This window comes from Streptomyces sp. TP-A0874, assembly GCF_001748085.1.
Taxonomy (GTDB): Bacteria; Actinomycetota; Actinomycetes; order Streptomycetales; family Streptomycetaceae; genus Streptomyces.
Window position 1 is genome coordinate 46,883 of sequence record NZ_BBZK01000013.1, and the last position, 19,453, is coordinate 66,335.

Below are 19,453 nucleotides of genomic sequence, written 5' to 3' on the forward strand. Positions count from 1 at the left end.
GCTCGCTACTGAGTTCGGAACCCGCGCACACCTCATTTTGAACGACGTCGGACGAGTCTCGGGTCAACGACGCGAGATGTCGTGCCGTGGAGCGCTCAACGAACCGATCTCACCCGTTCGGGATGGCGATGCCGCTGAGGCGGGCCTGCGCTCCGACCGGCCGGACGGCTCGGCGAGTGCGGCCGGCACCGTGCGGGCCGTGGCTTCCTCGCGGGGTCTGGAACACCGAGATCTCAGTGGCCGGTGCCGACGGTTCGCACCGCCCGATACGGTGGCGGCTGAGATCCCGTAGCGCCGCCCGGCTTGCCCCGGCCGGCGTGATCGGTGCCGACAGGGCGGACTTGCGGGTCCGAGCCCGGGGAGCAGGGGCGGAGTAAGGCGAGGCGGGGTGGAGTGACCTCTTGAGATTCGTGCACACGTCCGACTGGCATCTGGGTCGGTCGTTCCACCGGGTGAACCTCCTGGACGCCCAGGCCGCCTTCCTCGACCATCTCGTGGAGACGGCCGAGCAGCAACAGGTTGACGCCGTACTGGTCGCCGGGGACATCTACGACCGGGCCGTGCCCTCACTGGCCGCCGTCGAGGTCTTCGACAGCGCGCTGCACCGGCTGGCGGGTCTCGGTATCCCCACCGTCATGATCTCCGGAAACCACGACTCCGCCCGCCGGCTGGGCGTCGGAGCCGGGCTCATCGAACGAGCCGGGATCCATCTGCGCACCGACCCCGCGGACTGCGGTCGGCCCCTGCTGCTCTCCGACGAGCACGGTGAGGTCGCCGTCTACGGCCTGCCCTACCTGGAACCGGTGCTCGCCCGGGAGCAGTTGGCCGCTCCGGCACCCAGCCACCCGGCCGTGCTCCAAGCGGCCATGGAACGCGTCCGGAGCGATCTGGCCACCCGCCCACCGGCGACCCGGTCGGTCGTCCTCGCCCACGCCTTCGTCTCCGGAGGGTACGCGAGCGACAGCGAACGCGACATCACCGTCGGCGGGGTCGCCTCAGTGGCCGCCGACACCTTCGCCGGGATCGACTACGTCGCGCTCGGCCATCTGCACGGCTGCCAGACCATCACCGAACGGATCCGCTACTCGGGTTCCCCGCTCGCCTACTCCTTCTCCGAGAGCGACCACCGCAAGAGCATGTGGCTGATCGACCTCGGCGGAGACGGAAGCCTCACCGCCGACCGTGTCGACTGCCCCCTACCCCGCCCCCTCGCTCGGATCCGCGGAACGCTCGACGGACTGCTCACCGCCCCGGAACTCGAACGCCACCGGGGGGCGTGGGTGGAGGCCACCCTCACCGACGCCGTCCGCCCGCACGACCCGATGGCCCGGCTGTCGCGGCGGTTCCCTCACACGCTGAGCCTGCGCTTCGCTCCCGAACGCCCCGAGGAGGACCCGCTGATCTCCTACGCCCAACGGCTCAGGGACCGGACGGACGAGCAGATCACGGAGGACTTCGTCGCCCATGTGCGGGGCGGCAGCCGTCCCGACGAACAGGAACGCGCCGTCCTCCGGGAGACGCTCGACGAGGTGCGCGTCGAAGACGCCGCGAAGGAAACCGCCCGATGAGGCTGCACCGGCTGCGCATCACCGCCTTCGGCCCGTTCGGCGGCACCGCGGAGATCGACTTCGACGAGCTGTCCGCCGCGGGGCTGTTCCTCCTGCATGGCCCGACGGGCGCGGGGAAGACCTCCGTACTCGACGCCGTGTGCTACGCGCTCTACGGAGGAGTGCCCGGAGCACGCCAGCAGGGACATGCCCTGCGCAGTGATCACGCGGACCCCGAGACAGCCACCGAAGTGCTCCTCGAGTTCACCGCGGCGGGTCGCCGACTGGAGATCACCCGGCGGCCCGAGCAACTCCGTCCCAAGAAGCGCGGCAGCGGCCTCACCCGTGACAAGGCCCAGTCCTGGCTACGGGAACACGCCGCCGGCGGCTATCGGGCGCTGAGCCGCTCCCATCAGGAGATCGGTGCGGAGATCGCCGAACTCCTGGGTATGAGCAGGGAACAGTTCTGCCAGGTGGTGCTCCTGCCGCAGGGCGACTTCGCCCGGTTCCTCCGGGCCGACGCCGAGGCCCGGGCCCGGCTGCTGGGACGGCTCTTCGACACCCGCCGCTTCGCCGCCGTCGAGGACCGGCTCGCCGAACGGCGTCGCCAAGCCGAGCGGGGGGTCGGCCAGGGCGACGAAGAACTGCTCCGGCTGGCGCACCGGATGGCCCAGGCCGCCGGAGACTCCCCGGGCCTGGCCGACCGGCCCTTGCCGGACCTGGTGCCCGGCGAAGCGGAGCTCACCGAATCCGTCCTGGAGTGGGCGGCGGTCGCTCGGAGCGGCGCCCGGGAACGACTGGCGTGCGCGGAGTCGGCGGTCGTGGCCGCAGACTCCGCCCACCGGAAGGCCCGCCGCGACAACGACGCGGCGGCGGAACTGGCCGCGCTCCGACGAAGACACAGTGAGGCGCAGGCGCGAGCTTCCGAACTCCGGAGGCAGGGAGCGGAGTTCGATCGGTTCCGTGCCCTGCTGGCCCGAGCCGAGTCCGCACGGGCGGTGGAGCCCGCACTCGAACTGCGAGCGGAAGCGGATCGGGAGCACCGGGCCGCGGTCCGGGAGGAGACCGACTGCAGGAGGCTACTGCCGGCCGATCTGGCGCAGGCCGGCGGCGACCACCTGATCGAGCTGGAGCGCCGGACCCGGGAGGAGCTGGGTGCGCTCGCCTCGGCCGGGCGGGCCGAACGGCGGATCAGGGCGATCGAAGCGGAACTTGCCGCTCTGCGGCGGGAGGCGGTCGCGGACGAGCAACTCCTGGAGGAGAGCTCGCAGTGGCTGGCCGGATGGGAGGCGACCCGCCGCGCGCTTCAGGAGCGGGTCGACGCCGCACAGCAGGCCGCCGTCCGCGCTGAACGGCTCAGCGTCCGGACGACCACCGCACAGCGAGCACTGGAGGCCGCGCAGCGCCGCGACGAGCTGACCGTAGAGGTCGAGCAGGCCGAAGAGACCCGGCGGCGGGCCCGGGAGGCGGCCGCCGAGGCGCGCGAGCACTGGCTGGACACCAAGGAACGCCGGCTCCGTGGCATCGCGGCGGAACTGGCCGAGGCGCTGACGGCAGGTCAACCCTGCGCCGTCTGCGGTGCCGTCGAGCACCCGGCCCCCGCCCGGCCGACAGCGGGACACGTGGACCGTGCGACCGAGGACGAGGCGCACCACGGGTACCGGCTCGCCGAGTCCGATCTCGGGCTGGCCGAGGAGAGGGAGCGGAGGCTGCGGGAGTCACTGGCCGAAGCACATGAGGAGGCCGGTTGCGCCTCCACCGCGGAGCTGCGTACCGCCTTGGCGGAAATCCGAGCCGATCAGGAGGCCGAGCGAGTCACCGAAGCCGGGGGGAGCGAGGCCCACGAGGCGCTCTCCCGGGGGGAACGGGAGCACGAGCGCAGGCAGAGCAGCCGAGAGGAGGCCGAACGCCGTGCCGCACTCCGCGTTGCCCGCCACGCGGCGCTCGTCGCGGAACTCGACGAGCTGCGCTCGGAGTTCGAACCCCTCGGGACGAGGGAAGAGAGCATCTCCGAACGGGCCGACCGGCTGGAGGAACGAGCCGGGCTGCTGGCTCGGGCGGGCGAGGCCGTGCTGGCGGCGGAGCGCGCCACCGATCGGCTGAAGGAGGCGGACGCGAGACTGGCCGACGCGTCCTACCGGGCAGGCTTCGACACCCCGCAGGCCGCTCTCGACGCGCTGCTCAGCGAGCCGGAGAGACACCGGCTCCGAGAGCGGCTGGAGCGCTGGGAAGCCGACCTCCGGGCCGTCACCGCCGTCCTGGACGAACCGCAGATCCGGGAGGCAGCGACCCGCGAGCCCGCTGATCCGCAGCACACCGAGGCCGCACTGGCAGCCGCCACCCAGCGGTTGCGCGACACCTCCGCGGCCCTGGCCGCCGCGCAGACGCGCTGCACCGAACTGGACCAGCTCTCGGCGCGGGCCGCACGGCACGCCAGGCGGCTCGCGCCCCTCCGCGAGAAGTACGTACGGCTGGCGCGGCTGGCGGGGCTGGCCGCCGGCACCTCAGCTGAGAACGAGCGCCGGATGCGCCTGGAGTCCTACGTCCTTGCGGCCCGTCTGGAACAGGTCGCCGCTGTGGCGAGCGCCCGGCTGCAGCAGATGACGGAGGGGCGCTACACCCTCGTGCACTCCGACGCGAAGGTCGCCGGCCGCAGCCGCTCGGGCCTGGGGCTCCACGTCATCGACGCCTGGACGGGGAAGGAGCGGGACACCTCGACGCTCTCCGGCGGAGAGACCTTCGTGACCTCGCTCGCCCTCGCCCTCGGGCTCGCGGACGTGGTCACCGAGGAGGCGGGCGGCCTCCGGCTGGACACGCTCTTCATCGACGAGGGGTTCGGCAGCCTTGACGAGACCGCGCTCGACCAGGTCCTCGACGTGCTGGACTCACTTCGGGAACGGGACCGGGCCGTCGGCATCATCAGCCATGTCTCAGAACTGCGGCAGCGGATTCCGGTACGGCTGAAGGTCGACAAGGGACGGGCCGGTTCCACCCTGCAGCGTCACACCACGGCGGCCGGGCGCGCTCCCGGCCGCTGAACCCACGACGCTTGCCGGCCCCGCCCCGCCGCCGACTTGTCCAGTAACGCGGATTCGGCCAGTCCCGATGACTTTGTGTCATTCGTCGGCAACCTGTCACCACGGTGGGGGAGGGCAACTGGAAGCGGCCGGTCCGCCACGAGTCATCGGGGCGGACCGGCCGAACGAGGGCTCAGTTGGGGGTCAGAGCCGGGAGAGCTCCTTCTCCAGATCGTCCAGACCGAGCGAGCCCAGGGACAGCGCCGCCATGTGCCACTTCTTGGGATCGAAAGCGTCCCCGTGCGCCTTGCGGGCCGCCTCCCTGCCCTTCAGCCAGGCGCGTTCGCCGAGCTTGTAGCCGATGGCCTGCCCGGGCATGCCCAGGTAGCGGATCAGCTCGCTCTCCACGAAGTCCGCCGGTCGACCGCTGTGCATCCCGAAGAACCGCTGAGCCAGTTCCGGCGTCCACCGCTCGCCCGGGTGGAACGGCGAGTCGGCGGGGATCTCCAGTTCGAGGTGCATGCCGATGTCTACGATCACGCGGACCGCACGCATCATCTGCGCGTCGAGGTACCCGAGCCGTCGTTCGGCGTCGCTGAGGAACCCCAACTCGTCCATCAGCCGCTCCGCGTACAACGCCCACCCCTCGGCGTTGGCGCTGACCATGCCGATCGTCGCCTGGTAGCGGGAGAGCTGGTCGGCCACGTGCGTCCACTGGGCGAGCTGCAGATGGTGGCCCGGGACACCCTCGTGGTACCAGGTCGACACCAGGTCGTACACGGGGAAACGGGTCTCGCCCATGGTGGGCAGCCAGGTGCGCCCGGGGCGGGAGAAGTCGACGGAGGGCTGCGTGTAGTAAGGGGCCGCGGCGCCGCCGGGCGGGGCGATCCGGGACTCCACCCGCTTGACGCGTTCGGCGAGCTCGAAGTGGGTGCCGTCCAGCTTCTCGATGGCCTCGTCCATCAGCCCCTGGAGCCAGACGCGCACCTCCTCGACGCCCTCGATGTGCTTGCCGTGCTCGTCGAGGTGGGCCAGCGCCTTCCACGGCGTGGCGGCCCCGGGGAGAACCTTCTCCGCCTCCACCCTCATCTCGGCGAGCAGCCGGTGGTACTCCGCCCAGCCGTAGGCGTACGCCTCGTCGAGGTTGATGTCCGTGCCGTTCCAGTACCGCGACCAGCGGGCGTAGCGCTCCCGTCCGACGATGTCCGGCGAGCCTTCGACGGCCGGCCCGTAGGTGTTCTTCAGCCAGTCGTGGAGGTCCTCGAAGGCTCCGGTGGCGATGGCCGCGGCGGTGTCGAGGTCGCTGCGCAACTCCTCCGGGCCGTCCGCGGTGAAGCTCGCGAACCAGCTCCGGTCGGTACCGACCCACTCCTCCAACTGCCCGATGACCGTGGCCACCTGCCGGGGGCCGGCGGGCATGTGCCGTTTGAGCCCCTCGGCGAGGGAGGCACGGTAGCCGTCCAGGGCCGCCGGCACGGCGCGCAGCCGCTTCGCGATCGCCGCCCAGTCGTCGGTCGTCTCGGTCGGCGTGACGGTGAGGATCTCTCGGACGGCGTGGACGGGGGAGTGGATGTTGCTGACGGCGCGGAGCCGCTCCCCGGCCTCGTGGACGGCCAGTTCGGCCTCCAGACGCTCTCGGAGGAGTCGGGCGCAGCGGCGCTCGGCGTCGGCGTCGGCCCCTGGCCGGGACTCCGCCTCCGTCAGCCGGGCCAGCGTGGCTCGGGCCAGCTCCGCGGTCTGCTCCTGACCTTCGGGTGAGAAGTCCGGCAGCCGGCTGGAGCTCTCCGGAACTCCCAGATAGGTGCCGGCGATCGGGTCGATGTCGACGTAGGAGTCCACATAGGCGTCGGCGACTTGCCGGGGCAGTTGGTTGTCGATGTTGTCGGGCATGGGGCCATCCTCGTACGGGACGGGGCGCCGCGTCACCATCGACAGCGGGTTACGTCGCTGACGCGGTGCGCGGCGGCGGTGCAGAGGGGGGGAGCAGCGGTCCGCACTCCCACTGCTGGAAGATCAACCTGGTGTCGACCCGCGCCACCTCCCGCCTGGAAGTGAACTCGTCGAGCACCAGCCGCTGCAGATCGGTCATGTCCGCGACCGCCACCCGTACCAGGTAGTCGTCCGGGCCGGTCAGGTGGAACAGCGCGCGTGATTCCGGTAGCGCACGCACCCGGTCGACGAACGGACCGATGAGTTCCCTCCGGTGTGGACGCATCTGCACCAGCAGCAGCGCTTCGAGTCCGCGGCCCAGCTTGGCGGGGTCGAGCCGCAGCTGGTGGCCGAGGATCACCCCGGCGCGCCGGAGCCGGGCCACCCGGTCCAGACAAGTGGAGGGAGCGACCCCGACCTCGGCGGCGAGCTCCCGGTAGGTGGTCCGGGCATCGTTCTGCAACAGTCGCAGAATATGCAGATCCACCGGATCGAGAGACACCGAATCGGGCATCGGGCGAACGTAACACGGAAACGGGCCGAGAAGAGCCGGTAGCTGTTCAGTATGCCCCGCATGGAGACGACAGCCGCGCAACCATCGCCCGCACGATCCCTGTCCACCGAGGCGGTCCACGCCGGCCGCGAGGACCTGGCCGGTCTCGGACTGCACGCCCCGCCACTGGACCTGTCCACCACCTACCCCTCCTACGACAGCCGGGCCGAGGCCGCCCGCATCGACGCCTTCGCGACCACCGGTGAGCGCCCGGACGGACCTCCGGTGTACGCGCGCCTGGACAACCCCACCACCGCCCGGTTCGAAAACGCCCTCGCCCGGCTGGAAGGCACCGAGAGCGCCGTGGCGTTCGCCAGCGGCATGGCCGCGCTCACGGCCTGCCTGCTGGCGCGAGCCGGAGCCGGCCTACGGCACGTCGTCGCCGTCCGGCCGCTGTACGGCTGCAGCGACCACCTGCTGACCGCCGGGCTGCTGGGCACCGAGGTCACATGGGTGCAGCCGGAGGGCATCGCCGAGGCGATCCGCCCGGACACCGGTCTGGTCCTCGTGGAGTCGCCGGCGAACCCGACGCTCGCCGAACTCGACCTGGCGGCGATCGCCGAGGCATGCGGAGAGGTGCCGCTGCTCGCCGACAACACCTTCGCTACCCCGGTGCTCCAGCGGCCCGCCGAGAGCGGCGCGCGGATCGTTCTGCACAGCGCGACCAAGTACCTGGGCGGTCACGGAGACGTGCTCGCCGGCGTCGTCGCCTGCGACGAGGAGTTCGCCCGACAACTGCGGCAGGTGCGGTTCGCCACCGGGGGGGTCCTGCACCCGCTCGCCGGCTATCTGCTGCTGCGCGGGCTCTCCACCCTGCCGGTGCGGATGCGGGCGGCCTCGGAGACCGCGGCCGAACTCGCCCGGCGCCTGGGCTCCGACCCGCGGATCGCCAGGGTGCACTACCCGCGCCTCGGGGGCGCGATGGTCGCCTTCGAGGTGCACGGCGATCCGCACGAGGTGATCTCGGGGGTGCGTCTGATCACCCCGGCCGTCAGCCTGGGAAGCGTCGACACGCTCATCCAGCACCCGGCCTCGATCAGCCACCGGATCGTGGACGCCGGCGACCGCAGGGCCGCCGGTGTGAGCGACCGTCTGCTGCGGATGTCCGTCGGGCTGGAGAGCACCGAAGACCTGTGGGCCGACCTCGACCAGGCGCTCGGCGCGGAGCCGGCTCGAGTGGACCGAACCGGACCGCGGGCCGAGACGGCAACTGCGGCAGCCGGGCGGTGACCACCAGCACCTCGTCCTCGAGTCGGTGCTCCACCGGCAGGTCGAGACCGCTCATGGCCGCCGCCATGCCGGCGTTGGTGGCGCCCATGACGGCGTAGACGTTCGAGCAACCCTGGTCGGCGGCGATGACGAGAAGGCGACGCAGCAGCTCGGTGCCGATGCCGCGCCGCTGCCATTCGTCCTCCACCAGGAGCGCCACCTCGGCCTCGTCGCCGTCCCAGAGCAGGTGACCGAGCGCCACCACCTGGCCGGAGGCGGTGCGCGCCGCCAGGGTCTGCCCGAAGTGCGGGCTGAGCAGGTGGTCCAGGAGACGATCCGCCTCCTCGGCCGGGCTCCGGTAGCGCGAGCGGAGGGTGTCGGGGGAGCAGCGGTGGTGCATCTCCCGGGCGGCCGAGAGGTCGGATCGGTCCGCGCGGCAGAACCCGACGGGCGGGACCGCTCCGAGCGGATCCGGGGCGGGGATGTCCGCCGACCGGGTCCGTGCCCCGGGCACGCCTAAGGCCCGCCCGGGATCGCGGGCACCGTCGGCGGATGTTGCGTCAGTCATGGGAGATAGCCTGTCGGAGCTGTATTGCACGATCTCGAACGTGCGGTGACTGATGCGTAACAGCGGTTTATGCGTATCTACGCCTCGGTCGTGAAAACTTGGGCAAGTCTTTGTCCTCGGTGGCGTGGTAGACGTACATCTGGTCGGCTGCGGGACGGTGCCCCGCACCCCTCACTGGCCGACCAGACCGGGCTGCAGGACCTTCGTGAACAGCACCTGGCCGCCCTCCTCCAGAAGCCTGACCGTCAGTTCCCCGCTGTGACCGTCGATCTCCACCTCACCGTAGTACTGGCCGCCGTCCATTGGGGAGGTGTTGGCGTGTGCCGGAGACTTCACGAACGGCTGGGCCGGGCCGAACGTGCCGTCCAGCTTCAGTGCGGGGAAACCACCGGCGTTGAGCGGACCGGAGACGAACTCCCAGAACGGCGCGAAGTCCTTGAAGGCCGCCCGGGCAGGATCGTAGTGCTGGGCCGAGGTGTAGTGCACGTCCGTGGTCAGCCAGAGGGTCCCGGTGATCCGGCCGTGTTTGATGTGCCGCAGCAAATCGGCGATCTGCAACTCCCGTCCCAGAGGTGCGCCCGGATCGCCCTGGGCCACCGCTTCGGCGTCGTCGCCGTCCGGTACGACGAGGCCCAGCGGCATGTCGGAGGCGATCACCTTCCACAGTGCCCGGGAACGGGACAGCTCGCGCTTCAGCCAGCCCAACTGCTCGGCCCCGAGGATCCCCTGTTCGTCCGCGGTCTGGAGGCCGGGCGAGTTCGCGTTGCGGTAAGTGCGCATGTCGAGCACGAAGACGTCCAGCAGCGGACCGTGCCGCACCACCCGGTAGATGCGGCCGCCGCGGTCCGGACGTGGCGTGGACAGCGGGAAGTACTCGCCGAACGCGCGCCGGGCGTTGGCCGCGAGCACGTCGACCCGCTTCTCCGTGTAGCGGTCGTCGTCCAGGATCTCGCCCGGGTACCAGTTGTTGAGCACTTCGTGGTCGTCCCACTGGACGATGTTGGGGGTCCGCGCGTTGAACCCGCGCAGGTTCTCCGCGAGGAGGTTGTAGCGGAAGTTGCCGCGGAACTCCGCCAGGGTCTCGGCGACCTTCGACTTCTCCTCGGTGGTGACGTTCCGCCAGATGCGGCCGTCCGGCAGGGTCACGCGCTCCTCGATCGGCGAGTCGGCGTAGATGTTGTCGCCGCTGCACAGGAAGAAGTCCGGATCCCGGCGGCCCATCTCGTCGAAGATCGGGTAACCACCGCGATCGGGGTTGATGCCCCACCCCTGCCCCGCGATATCGCCCGACCAGAGGAAACGAACGTCGGTGCGCCGGTCGGCCGGAGCGGTACGGAAGGTCCCGCGCACCGGTTCGCCGGCCCGGCGCGGATCCTCCGGGTCCGTCAGCAGCACCCGGTAGTGCACCTGCTCGCCGGCCGGCAGCCCGTGCAGGCTCGTGGTCCCGGTGAAGTCGCTGCCGGCTCCGAGCACCGGCCCGATGTGCCGGCGCACGTTACGGAAGGAGTCGGACGCCGAGGTCTCCACCACCATCCGGGCCGGCCGGTCCGAACGCACCCACACCACGCCGGAGCTGCCCGTGACGTCCCCGACCTGCGCGCCCCACCGGGCCGCGGGCCGCCCGGACAGCCTCTGCGCCGGAGCCGCACCGGAGAGGGCTGGTAGGACGAGCCCGGTGCCGGCGGCGGCCGCCGCACCGCGGAGCACCGACTGGCGGGCGACGGCCGGATCGGAACCTTGCGACATGAGGTACCTCCCGTGGACGGGCGCGGCTGACTCCCACAACAGTGCACCCGGCCCGGTGCCGCGGCCAGGTGCCACGCGCACCAGTGAACAACCCCGAAGCGGGCTCCGGAAGACGGCCCGCTCCGATCCGTATTGGTCTTGACCAAGTCCGGGCGCCCGCCCTATCGTCGCTGAATAGTGCAGGAACCTTTAATAAACAAGGGCGCATAACGGTGACTCTCCCGGCGGTCGGACACCGGGTGACGGAGACGGCGACGGCGGAGGACAGGGTGGGGACCACGCGAGTCGACACGGCGGCGGAGCCGAAGTACTGGCACCTGAAGACCGTCCTCAGCGAGGCCTTGGAGACGGAGTTCACGGTCGGGGAGGTCCTGCCCAACGAGCGCGAACTGGCCGCCAGGTTCAACGTCGCCAGGGCGACGCTGCGTCAGGCGCTGGAGCAGTTGGAACTCGAAGGCCGACTGCAGCGGCGCCGCGGGGTGGGCACCACCGTCGCACCCCCGCGGGTGGGCGTCTCGGTCATGGAGGAACGGCCGGCCTGGCCCGGGGCCGACGGCGAGGCCTGGCAGACCGTCGACTGCGCGGACAGCACCCCGCTCCCCGCCGTGGCCCGACTGCTCGGCACGGCTGCCGGCGAACGGGTGCACACCGTACGCCGGACCCGTCTCTCGTACGGGGTGGCGGTCGCGGCCGAGTCCCTGTACGTGCCGGCGGCCTCCGTACCCGGCCTCTCCTCGATAGCGGCATCGGGAGGTCCGGCACGGGCCCGCGCGGTGCTACGCGAGTTGAACCGCCTGGAACTCCAGGGCCAGGAGCGGTCCGTGGAACTGGGCTCGGCCCGCGCGGACGACGCCAGGCAGCTCGACCGGCTTCCGGGCGCTCCCGTCCTCGTCGTCACCAGCCGGTACCGGTCCGCCGACCGCACGGCTGCCGTCGCGGTCGCCACCTACCGCGCGGACACCTGCCGGCTGACCTTCGGCGAGAGCGGCGGCCTGGTCCACCAGCAGGACCTCGCGGCATCCTGACCCCGCCGACCGCTGCCGGGCCGGAGTTCGGCCCGGCGCGCGGTGAGGTGCGCCACCGAGGACCGAGCGCCGGACGTGCCCCGGCGGATCAGCGGCGGAAGCCGACCGCTCCTGACTCCGCCGTGCCCGCCACGGCGAAGAGCTCCTCCTCCAGATGTTCCACGGCCAACCGCAGTGCGCCCGTCGCCACCGCCGCCTCCCCGAGTGCGGAGAGAACGACCCGTGGTGGACGGAGGCAGTAGCGGGCCAGTTCGCGCCGGAGCGGCTCCAGCACCCCGTCCAACCCCGCGGCCCAACCGCCCACCACCACGAGCTCCGGGTCCAGCGCCAGCACCAGAGCGGCCACATCGTGCACCAGCCGCTGGATGAACCGCTCCACGGCCTGCTGGGAGCGCCGATCCCCCTCGCGGGCCTGCTCGAACACCCGGGCTACGGCTGCCTCGTCGAGCGGGTGGAGCGGTTCGCCGGTGGTCGACAGCACCTGCTCCGGCTTGGCCTCCCGTCCCAGCAGGTGCAGCGCGCCGATCTCACCCGCCGCGCCCCCGTGGCCTCGGTGGAGTCGGCCGCCGATCAGGGATCCCGCGCCCGGGCTCAGCCCGGCCAGCACCATCACCAGGTCGTCCGCACCGCTTCCCGCGCCCTGCCAGTGTTCGGCGAGCACGGCGGCGTTGGCGTCGTTCTCCACCAGGACCGGGCAGCGGAAGGAGCGCCGCAGCCGCTCACCGAGCGGAAGGCCGGTCCAGCCGGGCAGCGCAGTGCCGAGGCGTACGGCGCCGTCCGCCTCCACGATGCCGGGCGTGCCGACCCCCACCGCCCGCAGGGTGCTGCGCGGCACCCCCTGGCGGCGCAGCAACTCCGCGACCACCCCCCGGGTACGCTCCAGCCGCTCCTCGGCCGAGGCGGTAGCGGCCAACACGGCCGCCCCCGAGCCCAGCACACGGCCCCGCAGGTCGCTCAGCAGGGCCGACACGCGGTGCGGACCGATCTCGATGCCCAGCAGGTGACCGGCCTCGGCGTGGAAGCGGAACCGGCGCGCCGGGCGCCCCTGGCGGCGGGTCTCCCCACTGGCGGGCCGGACCTCCACCACCAGGCCGCTCTCGATCAGTCCCTCGACCACGCCTTCGACGGTCGGGCGGGAGAGACCGGTCAGCCGTACCAGATCGGTGAGCGTGGGGGCTGCCGACGAGGCATGCGCCAGGCCGTCGCGCAGTGCGTGCAGCACGACAGCGGAGTTGATCCGTCGTAGCAGGGACGGATCCCCGCCGGTGAGCCGTCCCAACGCCGGCCTCCCTCTCCGCACTCTGCCCGGATGGTATCCCCTCCGCGCGGAGACGGGCCCCGTCGGCTGCGCGACCCCCGTCCCGGGAAAGGATTCAGAGGGCTGCGGTCAGAGGATGGCCCCGGGCCGGTAGCCGGCGGCCCCGGGGTACCGGGCACTGACCTCGGCGACGCGTTCCAGCAGGGCCGTGATCTGGTCCGCCGCCGCCCCGGTGAAGGAGAGCCGGTCCGCCATCAGCGCGGCCAATTGCTCGCGGTCCAGCGGAATTCGCTCGTCCGCCGCGAGCCGGTCCAGCAGATCGTTGCGCTCGACGCCCTTCTCCCGCATTGCGAGCGCGGAGGCGACGGCGTGTTCCTTGATGGTCTCGTGGGCGATCTCCCGGCCCACGCCGGCGCGTACGGCGCCCATCAGCACCTTTGTTGTGGCCAGGAACGGAAGATACCGGTCCAGCTCACGGGCGATGACCGCCGGAAAGGCGCCGAACTCGTCGAGTACGGTCAGGAAGGTCTCCAGCAGACCGTCGAGGGCGAAGAACGCGTCCGGGAGCGCCACCCGGCGCACCACCGAACACGAGACATCGCCCTCGTTCCACTGGTCACCCGAGAGTTCACCGGTCATCGAGGCGTAACCCCGCAGGATCACCATCAGCCCGCCGACCCGTTCGCAGGACCGGGTGTTCATCTTGTGCGGCATCGCCGAGGAACCGACCTGGCCGGGCTGGAAGCCCTCGGTGACCAACTCGTGCCCCGCCATCAGCCGGACCGTCTTCGCGACCGAGGAGGGCGCTGCGGCGAGCTGCACCAGGGTGGTGACGACCTCGTAGTCCAGGGAGCGGGGATAGACCTGGCCGACCGAGGTCAGCACCTTCTCGAAGCCGAGGTGCGAGGCGATCCGCCGCTCGAGTTCGGCGAGCTTGGCGGCGTCCCCGCCCAGCAGGTCGAGCATGTCCTGCGCGGTGCCCACCGGCCCCTTGACCCCGCGCAGCGGGTAGTGGCCGAGGAGCTCCTCCAGCCGTCCGAAGGCGACCAGCATCTCGTCCGCCGCGGTCGCGAAACGCTTGCCCAGCGTCGTGGCCTGCGCCGCCACGTTGTGGGAGCGCCCGGCCATGACGAGTTCCGCGTGCTCACCGGCCAACCGCCCCAGTCGGTCGAGGACGGCGACCGCGCGGTCGCGGACCAGCTCCAGCGAGAGCCGCACCTGCAACTGCTCGACGTTCTCGGTGAGGTCCCGGGAGGTCATGCCCTTGTGTACGTGCTCGTGCCCGGCCAGGGCGTTGAACTCCTCGATCCGGGCCTTGACGTCGTGCCGGGTCACCCTTTCGCGTTCGGCGATGGAGGCCAGGTCCACCTGGTCGAGCACCCGCTCGTAGTCGGAGACGGCCTCTTCCGACACCTCGATGCCCAGGTCCCGCTGCGCTCGGAGCACGGCGAGCCACAGCCGCCGTTCCAGTCTCACCTTCTCCTCGGGAGACCACAACAGGGCCAGCTGCGTAGAGGCATAGCGGTTGGCCAGGACGTTCGGAATGCGGGGCTTGGCAGTCACATGAGGAGATTCTACGCAGCCGGCCGAGGCCCGCCCGGCTCCGGTCAGCCCTGTGGATCCTTCGCCGGGTGCGGGCTGCCCTCCGGCCCCCGGGACGGGGCCGTGGACTCCTCGACTGCCTCGTACGAGCTCGGCTGAGCGGGGAGCGAGGGCGGCCGGTACGGGCTCAGCTCCGCACGCTTGGGTTGGCGCCCGTCCCCGGAGGATCGGCCGGTCAGGCGGCGTCCGATCCACGGCAGCAGGTGCTCACGGGCGAACCGGAGGTCACTGCCGCGCCGTGCCGCCCAGCCGGGCGGCACCGCGGCCGGCAGCGGTGCGGTCCAGTCGTACCGCGGCTCCCCGCCGACGGCCTGCCACACCGCCTCCGCCACCCGCCGGTGCCCTTCCGCGGTCAGGTGCAGCCGGTCGACGTGCCAGAGCCGCGGATCGGCGAGGACGCCCGCCCCGTACAGGTCGACGACCGTGGCCCCGTGCCGCTCGGCGAGCTCCTCGACGAAGTCGAAGAGCCCCTCCATCCGGGGACGGACCCGCTCCAGGACCGGGCCCTGACGACCGGGGCTGCGCATCAGCACCAGCCGACCGCACTCGGGTGCCAGGGTGCTCACCGCCTCCTCCAGCCGGGCGCACACCCGGTCCATGTCGCACCGCGGACGGAGGACGTCGTTGAGCCCTCCGACGAGGGTCACCAGGTCGGCCCGCATCGCAGCCGCGGGAGCCACCTGCTCGTCGACGATCTGCCCGATGAGTTTGCCGCGGACCGCCAGGTTGGCGTAGCGGAATCCGGAGGTACGGGAGGCCAGCCGGGCGGCGAGGAGATCCGCCCAACCGCGGTAGGAGCCATCCGGCAGTTCATCCGACATGCCCTCGGTGAACGAGTCGCCGAGGGCGACGAAGCTGTTGTATCGGGCACTCATCTGCATGGCGCCCCGATACTACTCCGCGGTCATCCGACCGCCCGCCCCACCAGCTCCCGCAGTACGTCCTCCATGGTCACCAGCCCGGTCAGCCCCCCGTTCGGGCCGATCACCGCGGCCAGGTGGGTCCGTGTGTCGCGCATCGCGCCGAGCACGTCGTCCAGCGGTGTCTCGGCCCGCACCCGGGCGATCGGACGCAGGGCGGAGGTCGGGAACGGCAGATCCCGCGGCCCCACCTCAAGGGCGTCCTTGACGTGCAGGTAGCCGAGGATCCGGCCGCTCCCGTCGACCACCGGGAAACGGGAGAACCCGGACTGGCTCGACAGCCGTTCCAGCCCCTCCGGGGTCACCCCGATGCGGGTCGAGACCACCCGCTCCACCGGGCGGACCACCTCGTGCACCGGTCGCCGCCCCAGTTCCAGGGCGTCCCGCAGCCGCTCGGTGGCGCGGGCGTCGAGCAGCCCGGCCGCACTGGACTCCGCGACCATGCGGGCCAGCTGCTCGTCCGAGAAACTCGACTCCACCTCATCCCGCGTCTCCACCCGCAACAGGCGCAGCAGCGTGTTCGCGAAGGCGTTGACGGAGAAGATCACCGGCCGCAGCGCACGGGTGAGCGCCACCATCGGTGGCCCCAGCAGGAGCGCGAGCCGCACCGGTGAGGCCAGGGCGATGTTCTTCGGCACCATCTCGCCGAAGAGCATGTGCAGATAGGTGGCCGCGCCCAGGGCGATGGCGAACGACACCGGGCGGACCAGACCGTCCGGGATGGCCGTCGCGTCGAACAGAGGCGCCAGCAGATGGGCGATCGCGGGTTCGGCCACCACGCCGAGCACCAGTGTGCACACCGTGATGCCGAGCTGCGCCGCGGCCATCAGGGCCGAGACGTGGCGCAGCGCCCACAGCACCTTCCCGGCCCGGCGGTCGCCCTCCTCCGCCAGTGGTTCCACCTGGCTGCGGCGCACCGAGACCAGGGAGAACTCGGCGCCCACGAAGAACGCGTTGGCGACCAGGGTGAGCAGCCCGATCAGCAACTGGAGCGCCATCACCGGTCCTGACCCCCGTCGTCGGCGGTGTCGGCCTCGGGGGCGGGCGCGGTCAGCCGTACCCGAGCGGCCCGGCGCCCCGTGGCGTCCCGGACCACCAGCAGCCAGCCGCCCACCTCCACGGTGTCCCCGACGGCGGGGATCCGGCCGAGCTCGGTGGCGACCAGTCCGGCGAGCGTGCCGAACGGCCCCTGCGGCGGGCGCAGGCCGATGGTCTCGAGCTGGTCGGTGCGCGCCGCACCGTCCGCGTCGTAGAGCTGGCGGCCCTGGTCGTCCCGACCGGCCGGAGCGAGATCCGGCAGCTCCCGCGGGTCGTGTTCGTCCCGGACCTCTCCGACGACCTCCTCGACGATGTCCTCAAGGGTCACGACCCCCGCGGTACCGCCGTACTCGTCTATCACCACAGCCATGCTCCGGCTGGCCGAGAGGCGGTCCAGCAGGCGGTCGACGGTCAGGGACTCCGGCACCAGCAGCGGTTCGCGCAGCAGCCCGGAGACGGGACGGCGAAGCCGCTCCTCGGCGGGGACCGCCAGCACGTCCTTGATGTGGGCCACCCCGACCACCGTGTCCAGACCGCCGCGGTAGACCGGGAAGCGGGACAGCCCGGTGGCGCGGGAGGCGTTCGCGACGTCCTCGGCCGTGGTCTGCACGTCCAGCGCGATGACCTGAACCCGGGGGGTCATCACGTTCTCCGCGGTCAGTTCGGCGAGCTGGAGGGTGCGGATGAACAGCTCGGCGCTGTCCGGCTCCAGGACACCCTGCTCGGCGGAGTGCCGGGCCAGCGCCACCAGTTCCTGGGGGCTCCGGGCCGAGGCCAGTTCCTCGGTGGGCTCCAGCCCCAGCCGGCGCAGGATCCGGTTGGCCGTGTCGTTGAGGTGGCCGATCAGCGGACGGAAGGCGGCGCTGAACAGGCGCTGTGGACCGCTGGCCGCTCTGGCGACCCTCAGCGGGTTGGAGATGGCCCAGTTCTTGGGCACGAGTTCGCCGACGACCATCAGGACGACCGTGGAGACCGCGGTGCCCAGGCCCAGCGCGACCGAGGCGGAAGCCGTGGACGACAGTCCGGTCTCGGACAGCGGCCCGGCGAGCAGCTTGCCCAGCGAGGGCTCGGCGAGCATGCCGATCACCAGCCCGGTGACGGTGATGCCCAGCTGTGCCCCGGAGAGCTGGAAGGTGAGTGTGCGGACGGCCTTGAGGGCACCGTCCGCGCCCCGCTCCCCGTCGGCCGCGGCCCGTTCCAGAACGCTCCGCTCGACGGTGGTCAGCGAGAACTCGGCCGCCACGAAGACACCGCAGGCGAGGGTCAGCAGCAGGGACAGCGCCAGCAGCAGTACTTCGGTCACCGGTTCACCTCCGCCCCTGGGCCAGGGAGGGAGGAGAACACTGCGCGGCATCGGCAACTGGGAGGCTCGCCCATGGGCGACGCTCACACCTCTCGTTTCGGCGAGCGGAGCCGGGGGGCTCCGGAAGGGACAGTCCATCGTAAAGGAGCGGCAAAAGGTGGAGACGCCGGTGCTGGTCGAGAGGGCCCCGAGCCTTCCCCCGAGGCCCTACGGTTGCCGGTGCTAGCGCATGGGCGCTAGCGTGGGGGCGTGGCCAAGACCCAGCTGAACGTCCGAGTGGACGAGACGACCGCGGAGACCGCGCGCGAACGTGCCCTCCAACGTGGGGTGAGTATGAACAAGTACATCGAGGACCTGGTCCGGAAGGACGCCGCGGAGGTCGGACACACCTTCGTCGAGGCCGCCGCCGACTTCATGAAGCAGTACGAGAACGTCTTCGCCGAAGAGTTCGTCGAGGCGCGGGGGACCGCTCGCAACCGCCGTGCCCGGTCGACGGACCCCGTGGTGCAGGCCGCCGACGCGGACCGCAGTGGCACGTGACGTTACGGATAGATCTCGCCTGGCTGCTGATGGTCGCCGAGCACAACACGCCCGGCGATCCTCAGATCACCGACTGGGGTGCCCTGGTCGCCGCCGTCAGCCGGCATGACGCCGAGATATTCGGCGTCCCGGTGTACGAGGACGCACCAACCCGTGCCGCCGCTCTGCTGCAGTTGCTGCTGCACGTGCCGGCGCTGGAGCGGTCGAACGCCATGTTCGCCTCCGCCGTCGCCTACGCGTACCTGGTGGCCGGCGGGCAGAAGGTCTCCACCTCGCCCGAGCGCGTGCGCGACCTGGCGCGACTGGTCAAGGACGGCACCGCCGACCTCGAGACCATCGCCGACGAACTCAGGGAATGGTGCCGGTAGCCGGGCCGACGGGCGGTTCGCCCAGAGCCTCCGGGGCCGCCCGGCGTCAACCCCACGAACGACTTCAGCCGTTCACCTCCGGGACGGAGCCGACCGAAGCGGCGAAACACTCCGCCTCCCAGCCGCCTCCCAGCCGGGGAGCCAGCCACCGGGGTGACCGCTCGCGGAAGACCGGCGGGGGGAGCGCCGCCGAACCCTCGGGGATCGCTCCGAGCAGCGGAGCACCGGCCGCCGCCGGGAGATCGGTGACGTTGCAGCGGGAGGCGAGACAGGGCCGGGCGGGCCAGCTTCCGATGAGCACCCCCAGGCAGTCCAGACCGCGGGCGCTCAGCGCCTCGGCGGTGAGCGCGGTCGCGTTCAGGGTGCCGAGCGCGGCCGCCGCCACCAGCACCACCGGAGCCGCGAGCAGCCGGGCGACATCGGCCAACTGCCCTCCGGAGTCGTCGAAGCGGACGAGCAACCCGCCCGCTCCCTCGACCAGCACCAGGTCGTGCCGGCTCGACAACCGCCGGGCGGCCTCCGCCACCTTCGCCGGCCGCACCGGAGGCATTCCTGCCCGCCGGGCCGCCGTGGCTGGCGCCAACGGCTCGGGGAACCTGGCCACCTCCACCGCCGTACCGGCCCCGGAGAGCCGAGCGGCCTCGGCCGCGTCCCCCGGGACGCCCTCGGCGAGCCCGGTCTGGGCGGACTTCAGCACGGCGACCGAGCGGCCCTCGGCCACTGCCACGGCGGCGATCGCCGCGGTGGCCACCGTCTTGCCGACCCCGGTGTCCGTCCCCGTCACGATGATGACCGGCATCCGCCGGCACCGCCCTCCATTGTTCCCGTCC

15 protein-coding genes and 1 pseudogene are annotated in these 19,453 nt (G+C 71.9%); 6 read left to right on the top strand and 10 right to left on the bottom strand.

The window, feature by feature from the left end; translation table 11 throughout:
• Positions 1–401: 401 nt before the first annotated feature.
• Both BGP73_RS20155 and BGP73_RS20160 read left to right on the top strand, forming a co-directional pair.
• Positions 402–1,568 (top strand): exonuclease SbcCD subunit D, encoded by a 1,167-nt coding sequence (locus BGP73_RS20155; protein ID WP_069816986.1) that lies wholly within the window; start codon positions 402–404, stop codon positions 1,566–1,568.
• Complete coding sequence (locus BGP73_RS20160; protein ID WP_069816987.1) at positions 1,565–4,585, top strand: AAA family ATPase; 3,021 nt, start codon at positions 1,565–1,567, stop codon at positions 4,583–4,585. The genes BGP73_RS20155 and BGP73_RS20160 overlap by 4 nt, the downstream gene beginning before the upstream one ends.
• A 183-nt stretch (positions 4,586–4,768) precedes the next feature.
• Here the strand turns inward: BGP73_RS20160 and BGP73_RS20165 are convergent, their stop codons facing one another.
• Both BGP73_RS20165 and BGP73_RS20170 read right to left on the bottom strand, forming a co-directional pair.
• Positions 4,769–6,454 (bottom strand): DUF885 domain-containing protein, encoded by a 1,686-nt coding sequence (locus BGP73_RS20165; protein WP_069816989.1) that lies wholly within the window; start codon positions 6,452–6,454, stop codon positions 4,769–4,771.
• Positions 6,455–6,503: 49 nt separating this feature from the next.
• Positions 6,504–7,007, bottom strand: coding sequence for an Lrp/AsnC family transcriptional regulator (locus BGP73_RS20170; RefSeq protein ID WP_069816991.1), 504 nt, complete (start codon positions 7,005–7,007; stop codon positions 6,504–6,506).
• Between the two features lie 60 nt (positions 7,008–7,067).
• Here BGP73_RS20170 and BGP73_RS20175 point away from each other — a divergent pair, with 60 nt between their 5' ends.
• Positions 7,068–8,276: a trans-sulfuration enzyme family protein gene (locus tag BGP73_RS20175; RefSeq protein ID WP_069816993.1), complete on the top strand. Its 1,209-nt coding sequence runs from the start codon at positions 7,068–7,070 to the stop codon at positions 8,274–8,276.
• Between the two features lie 82 nt (positions 8,277–8,358).
• On the opposite strand, the pseudogene BGP73_RS22365 reads toward BGP73_RS20175, so the two are convergent.
• Positions 8,359–8,823 (bottom strand): annotated as a pseudogene (locus tag BGP73_RS22365) (GNAT family N-acetyltransferase); the annotation flags it as partial.
• A gap of 171 nt (positions 8,824–8,994) precedes the next feature.
• Entirely contained in the window at positions 8,995–10,569 is a 1,575-nt protein-coding gene (locus tag BGP73_RS20185) for an alkaline phosphatase D family protein (protein WP_069816997.1), read from the bottom strand.
• 269 nt (positions 10,570–10,838) lie between these two features.
• Here BGP73_RS20185 and BGP73_RS20190 point away from each other — a divergent pair, with 269 nt between their 5' ends.
• Positions 10,839–11,594, top strand: coding sequence for a GntR family transcriptional regulator (locus tag BGP73_RS20190; protein WP_069817096.1), 756 nt, complete (start codon positions 10,839–10,841; stop codon positions 11,592–11,594).
• Between the two features lie 88 nt (positions 11,595–11,682).
• On the opposite strand, the gene BGP73_RS20195 is transcribed toward BGP73_RS20190, so the two are convergent.
• From BGP73_RS20195 to BGP73_RS20215, 5 genes are all read right to left on the bottom strand, one after another.
• Entirely contained in the window at positions 11,683–12,873 is a 1,191-nt protein-coding gene (locus BGP73_RS20195) for an ROK family protein (RefSeq protein ID WP_069816999.1), read from the bottom strand.
• 108 nt (positions 12,874–12,981) lie between these two features.
• A complete protein-coding gene (gene purB / locus BGP73_RS20200; RefSeq protein ID WP_069817001.1) occupies positions 12,982–14,415 on the bottom strand; it encodes an adenylosuccinate lyase in 1,434 nt (477 codons plus the stop codon).
• A gap of 44 nt (positions 14,416–14,459) precedes the next feature.
• Positions 14,460–15,335: an SGNH/GDSL hydrolase family protein gene (locus BGP73_RS20205; protein ID WP_079127712.1), complete on the bottom strand. Its 876-nt coding sequence runs from the start codon at positions 15,333–15,335 to the stop codon at positions 14,460–14,462.
• A gap of 23 nt (positions 15,336–15,358) precedes the next feature.
• A complete protein-coding gene (locus BGP73_RS20210; RefSeq protein WP_069817003.1) occupies positions 15,359–16,375 on the bottom strand; it encodes a hemolysin family protein in 1,017 nt (338 codons plus the stop codon).
• Positions 16,372–17,715, bottom strand: coding sequence for a hemolysin family protein (locus tag BGP73_RS20215; RefSeq protein WP_069817006.1), 1,344 nt, complete (start codon positions 17,713–17,715; stop codon positions 16,372–16,374). Before BGP73_RS20215 ends, BGP73_RS20210 begins: the two co-directional genes overlap by 4 nt.
• Before the next feature lie 249 nt (positions 17,716–17,964).
• Here BGP73_RS20215 and BGP73_RS20220 point away from each other — a divergent pair, with 249 nt between their 5' ends.
• Both BGP73_RS20220 and BGP73_RS20225 read left to right on the top strand, forming a co-directional pair.
• Complete coding sequence (locus BGP73_RS20220; protein WP_069817008.1) at positions 17,965–18,255, top strand: antitoxin; 291 nt, start codon at positions 17,965–17,967, stop codon at positions 18,253–18,255.
• Positions 18,252–18,623, top strand: a complete 372-nt coding sequence (locus tag BGP73_RS20225; protein ID WP_069817010.1) for a fic family toxin-antitoxin system, toxin component — start codon at positions 18,252–18,254, stop codon at positions 18,621–18,623. The genes BGP73_RS20220 and BGP73_RS20225 overlap by 4 nt, the downstream gene beginning before the upstream one ends.
• A gap of 64 nt (positions 18,624–18,687) precedes the next feature.
• Here BGP73_RS20225 and bioD read toward each other — a convergent pair whose 3' ends face one another.
• On the bottom strand, positions 18,688–19,422 hold the full coding sequence (gene bioD, locus BGP73_RS20230; RefSeq protein ID WP_069817012.1) for a dethiobiotin synthase: 735 nt from the start codon (positions 19,420–19,422) through the stop codon (positions 18,688–18,690).
• Positions 19,423–19,453 lie beyond the last annotated feature (31 nt).

Excerpts from the sequence above, each read along its gene's own strand:
- BGP73_RS20160 (WP_069816987.1), top strand. The coding sequence starts at position 1,565 with ATGAGGCTGCACCGGCTGCGCATCACCGCCTTCGGCCCGTTCGGCGGC.
- BGP73_RS20165 (WP_069816989.1), bottom strand. The coding sequence starts at position 6,454 with ATGCCCGACAACATCGACAACCAACTGCCCCGGCAAGTCGCCGACGCC.
- BGP73_RS20170 (WP_069816991.1), bottom strand. The coding sequence starts at position 7,007 with ATGCCCGATTCGGTGTCTCTCGATCCGGTGGATCTGCATATTCTGCGA.
- BGP73_RS20175 (WP_069816993.1), top strand. The coding sequence starts at position 7,068 with ATGGAGACGACAGCCGCGCAACCATCGCCCGCACGATCCCTGTCCACC.
- BGP73_RS20185 (WP_069816997.1), bottom strand. The coding sequence starts at position 10,569 with ATGTCGCAAGGTTCCGATCCGGCCGTCGCCCGCCAGTCGGTGCTCCGC.
- BGP73_RS20205 (WP_079127712.1), bottom strand. The coding sequence starts at position 15,335 with ATGCAGATGAGTGCCCGATACAACAGCTTCGTCGCCCTCGGCGACTCG.
- bioD (WP_069817012.1), bottom strand. The coding sequence starts at position 19,422 with ATGCCGGTCATCATCGTGACGGGGACGGACACCGGGGTCGGCAAGACG.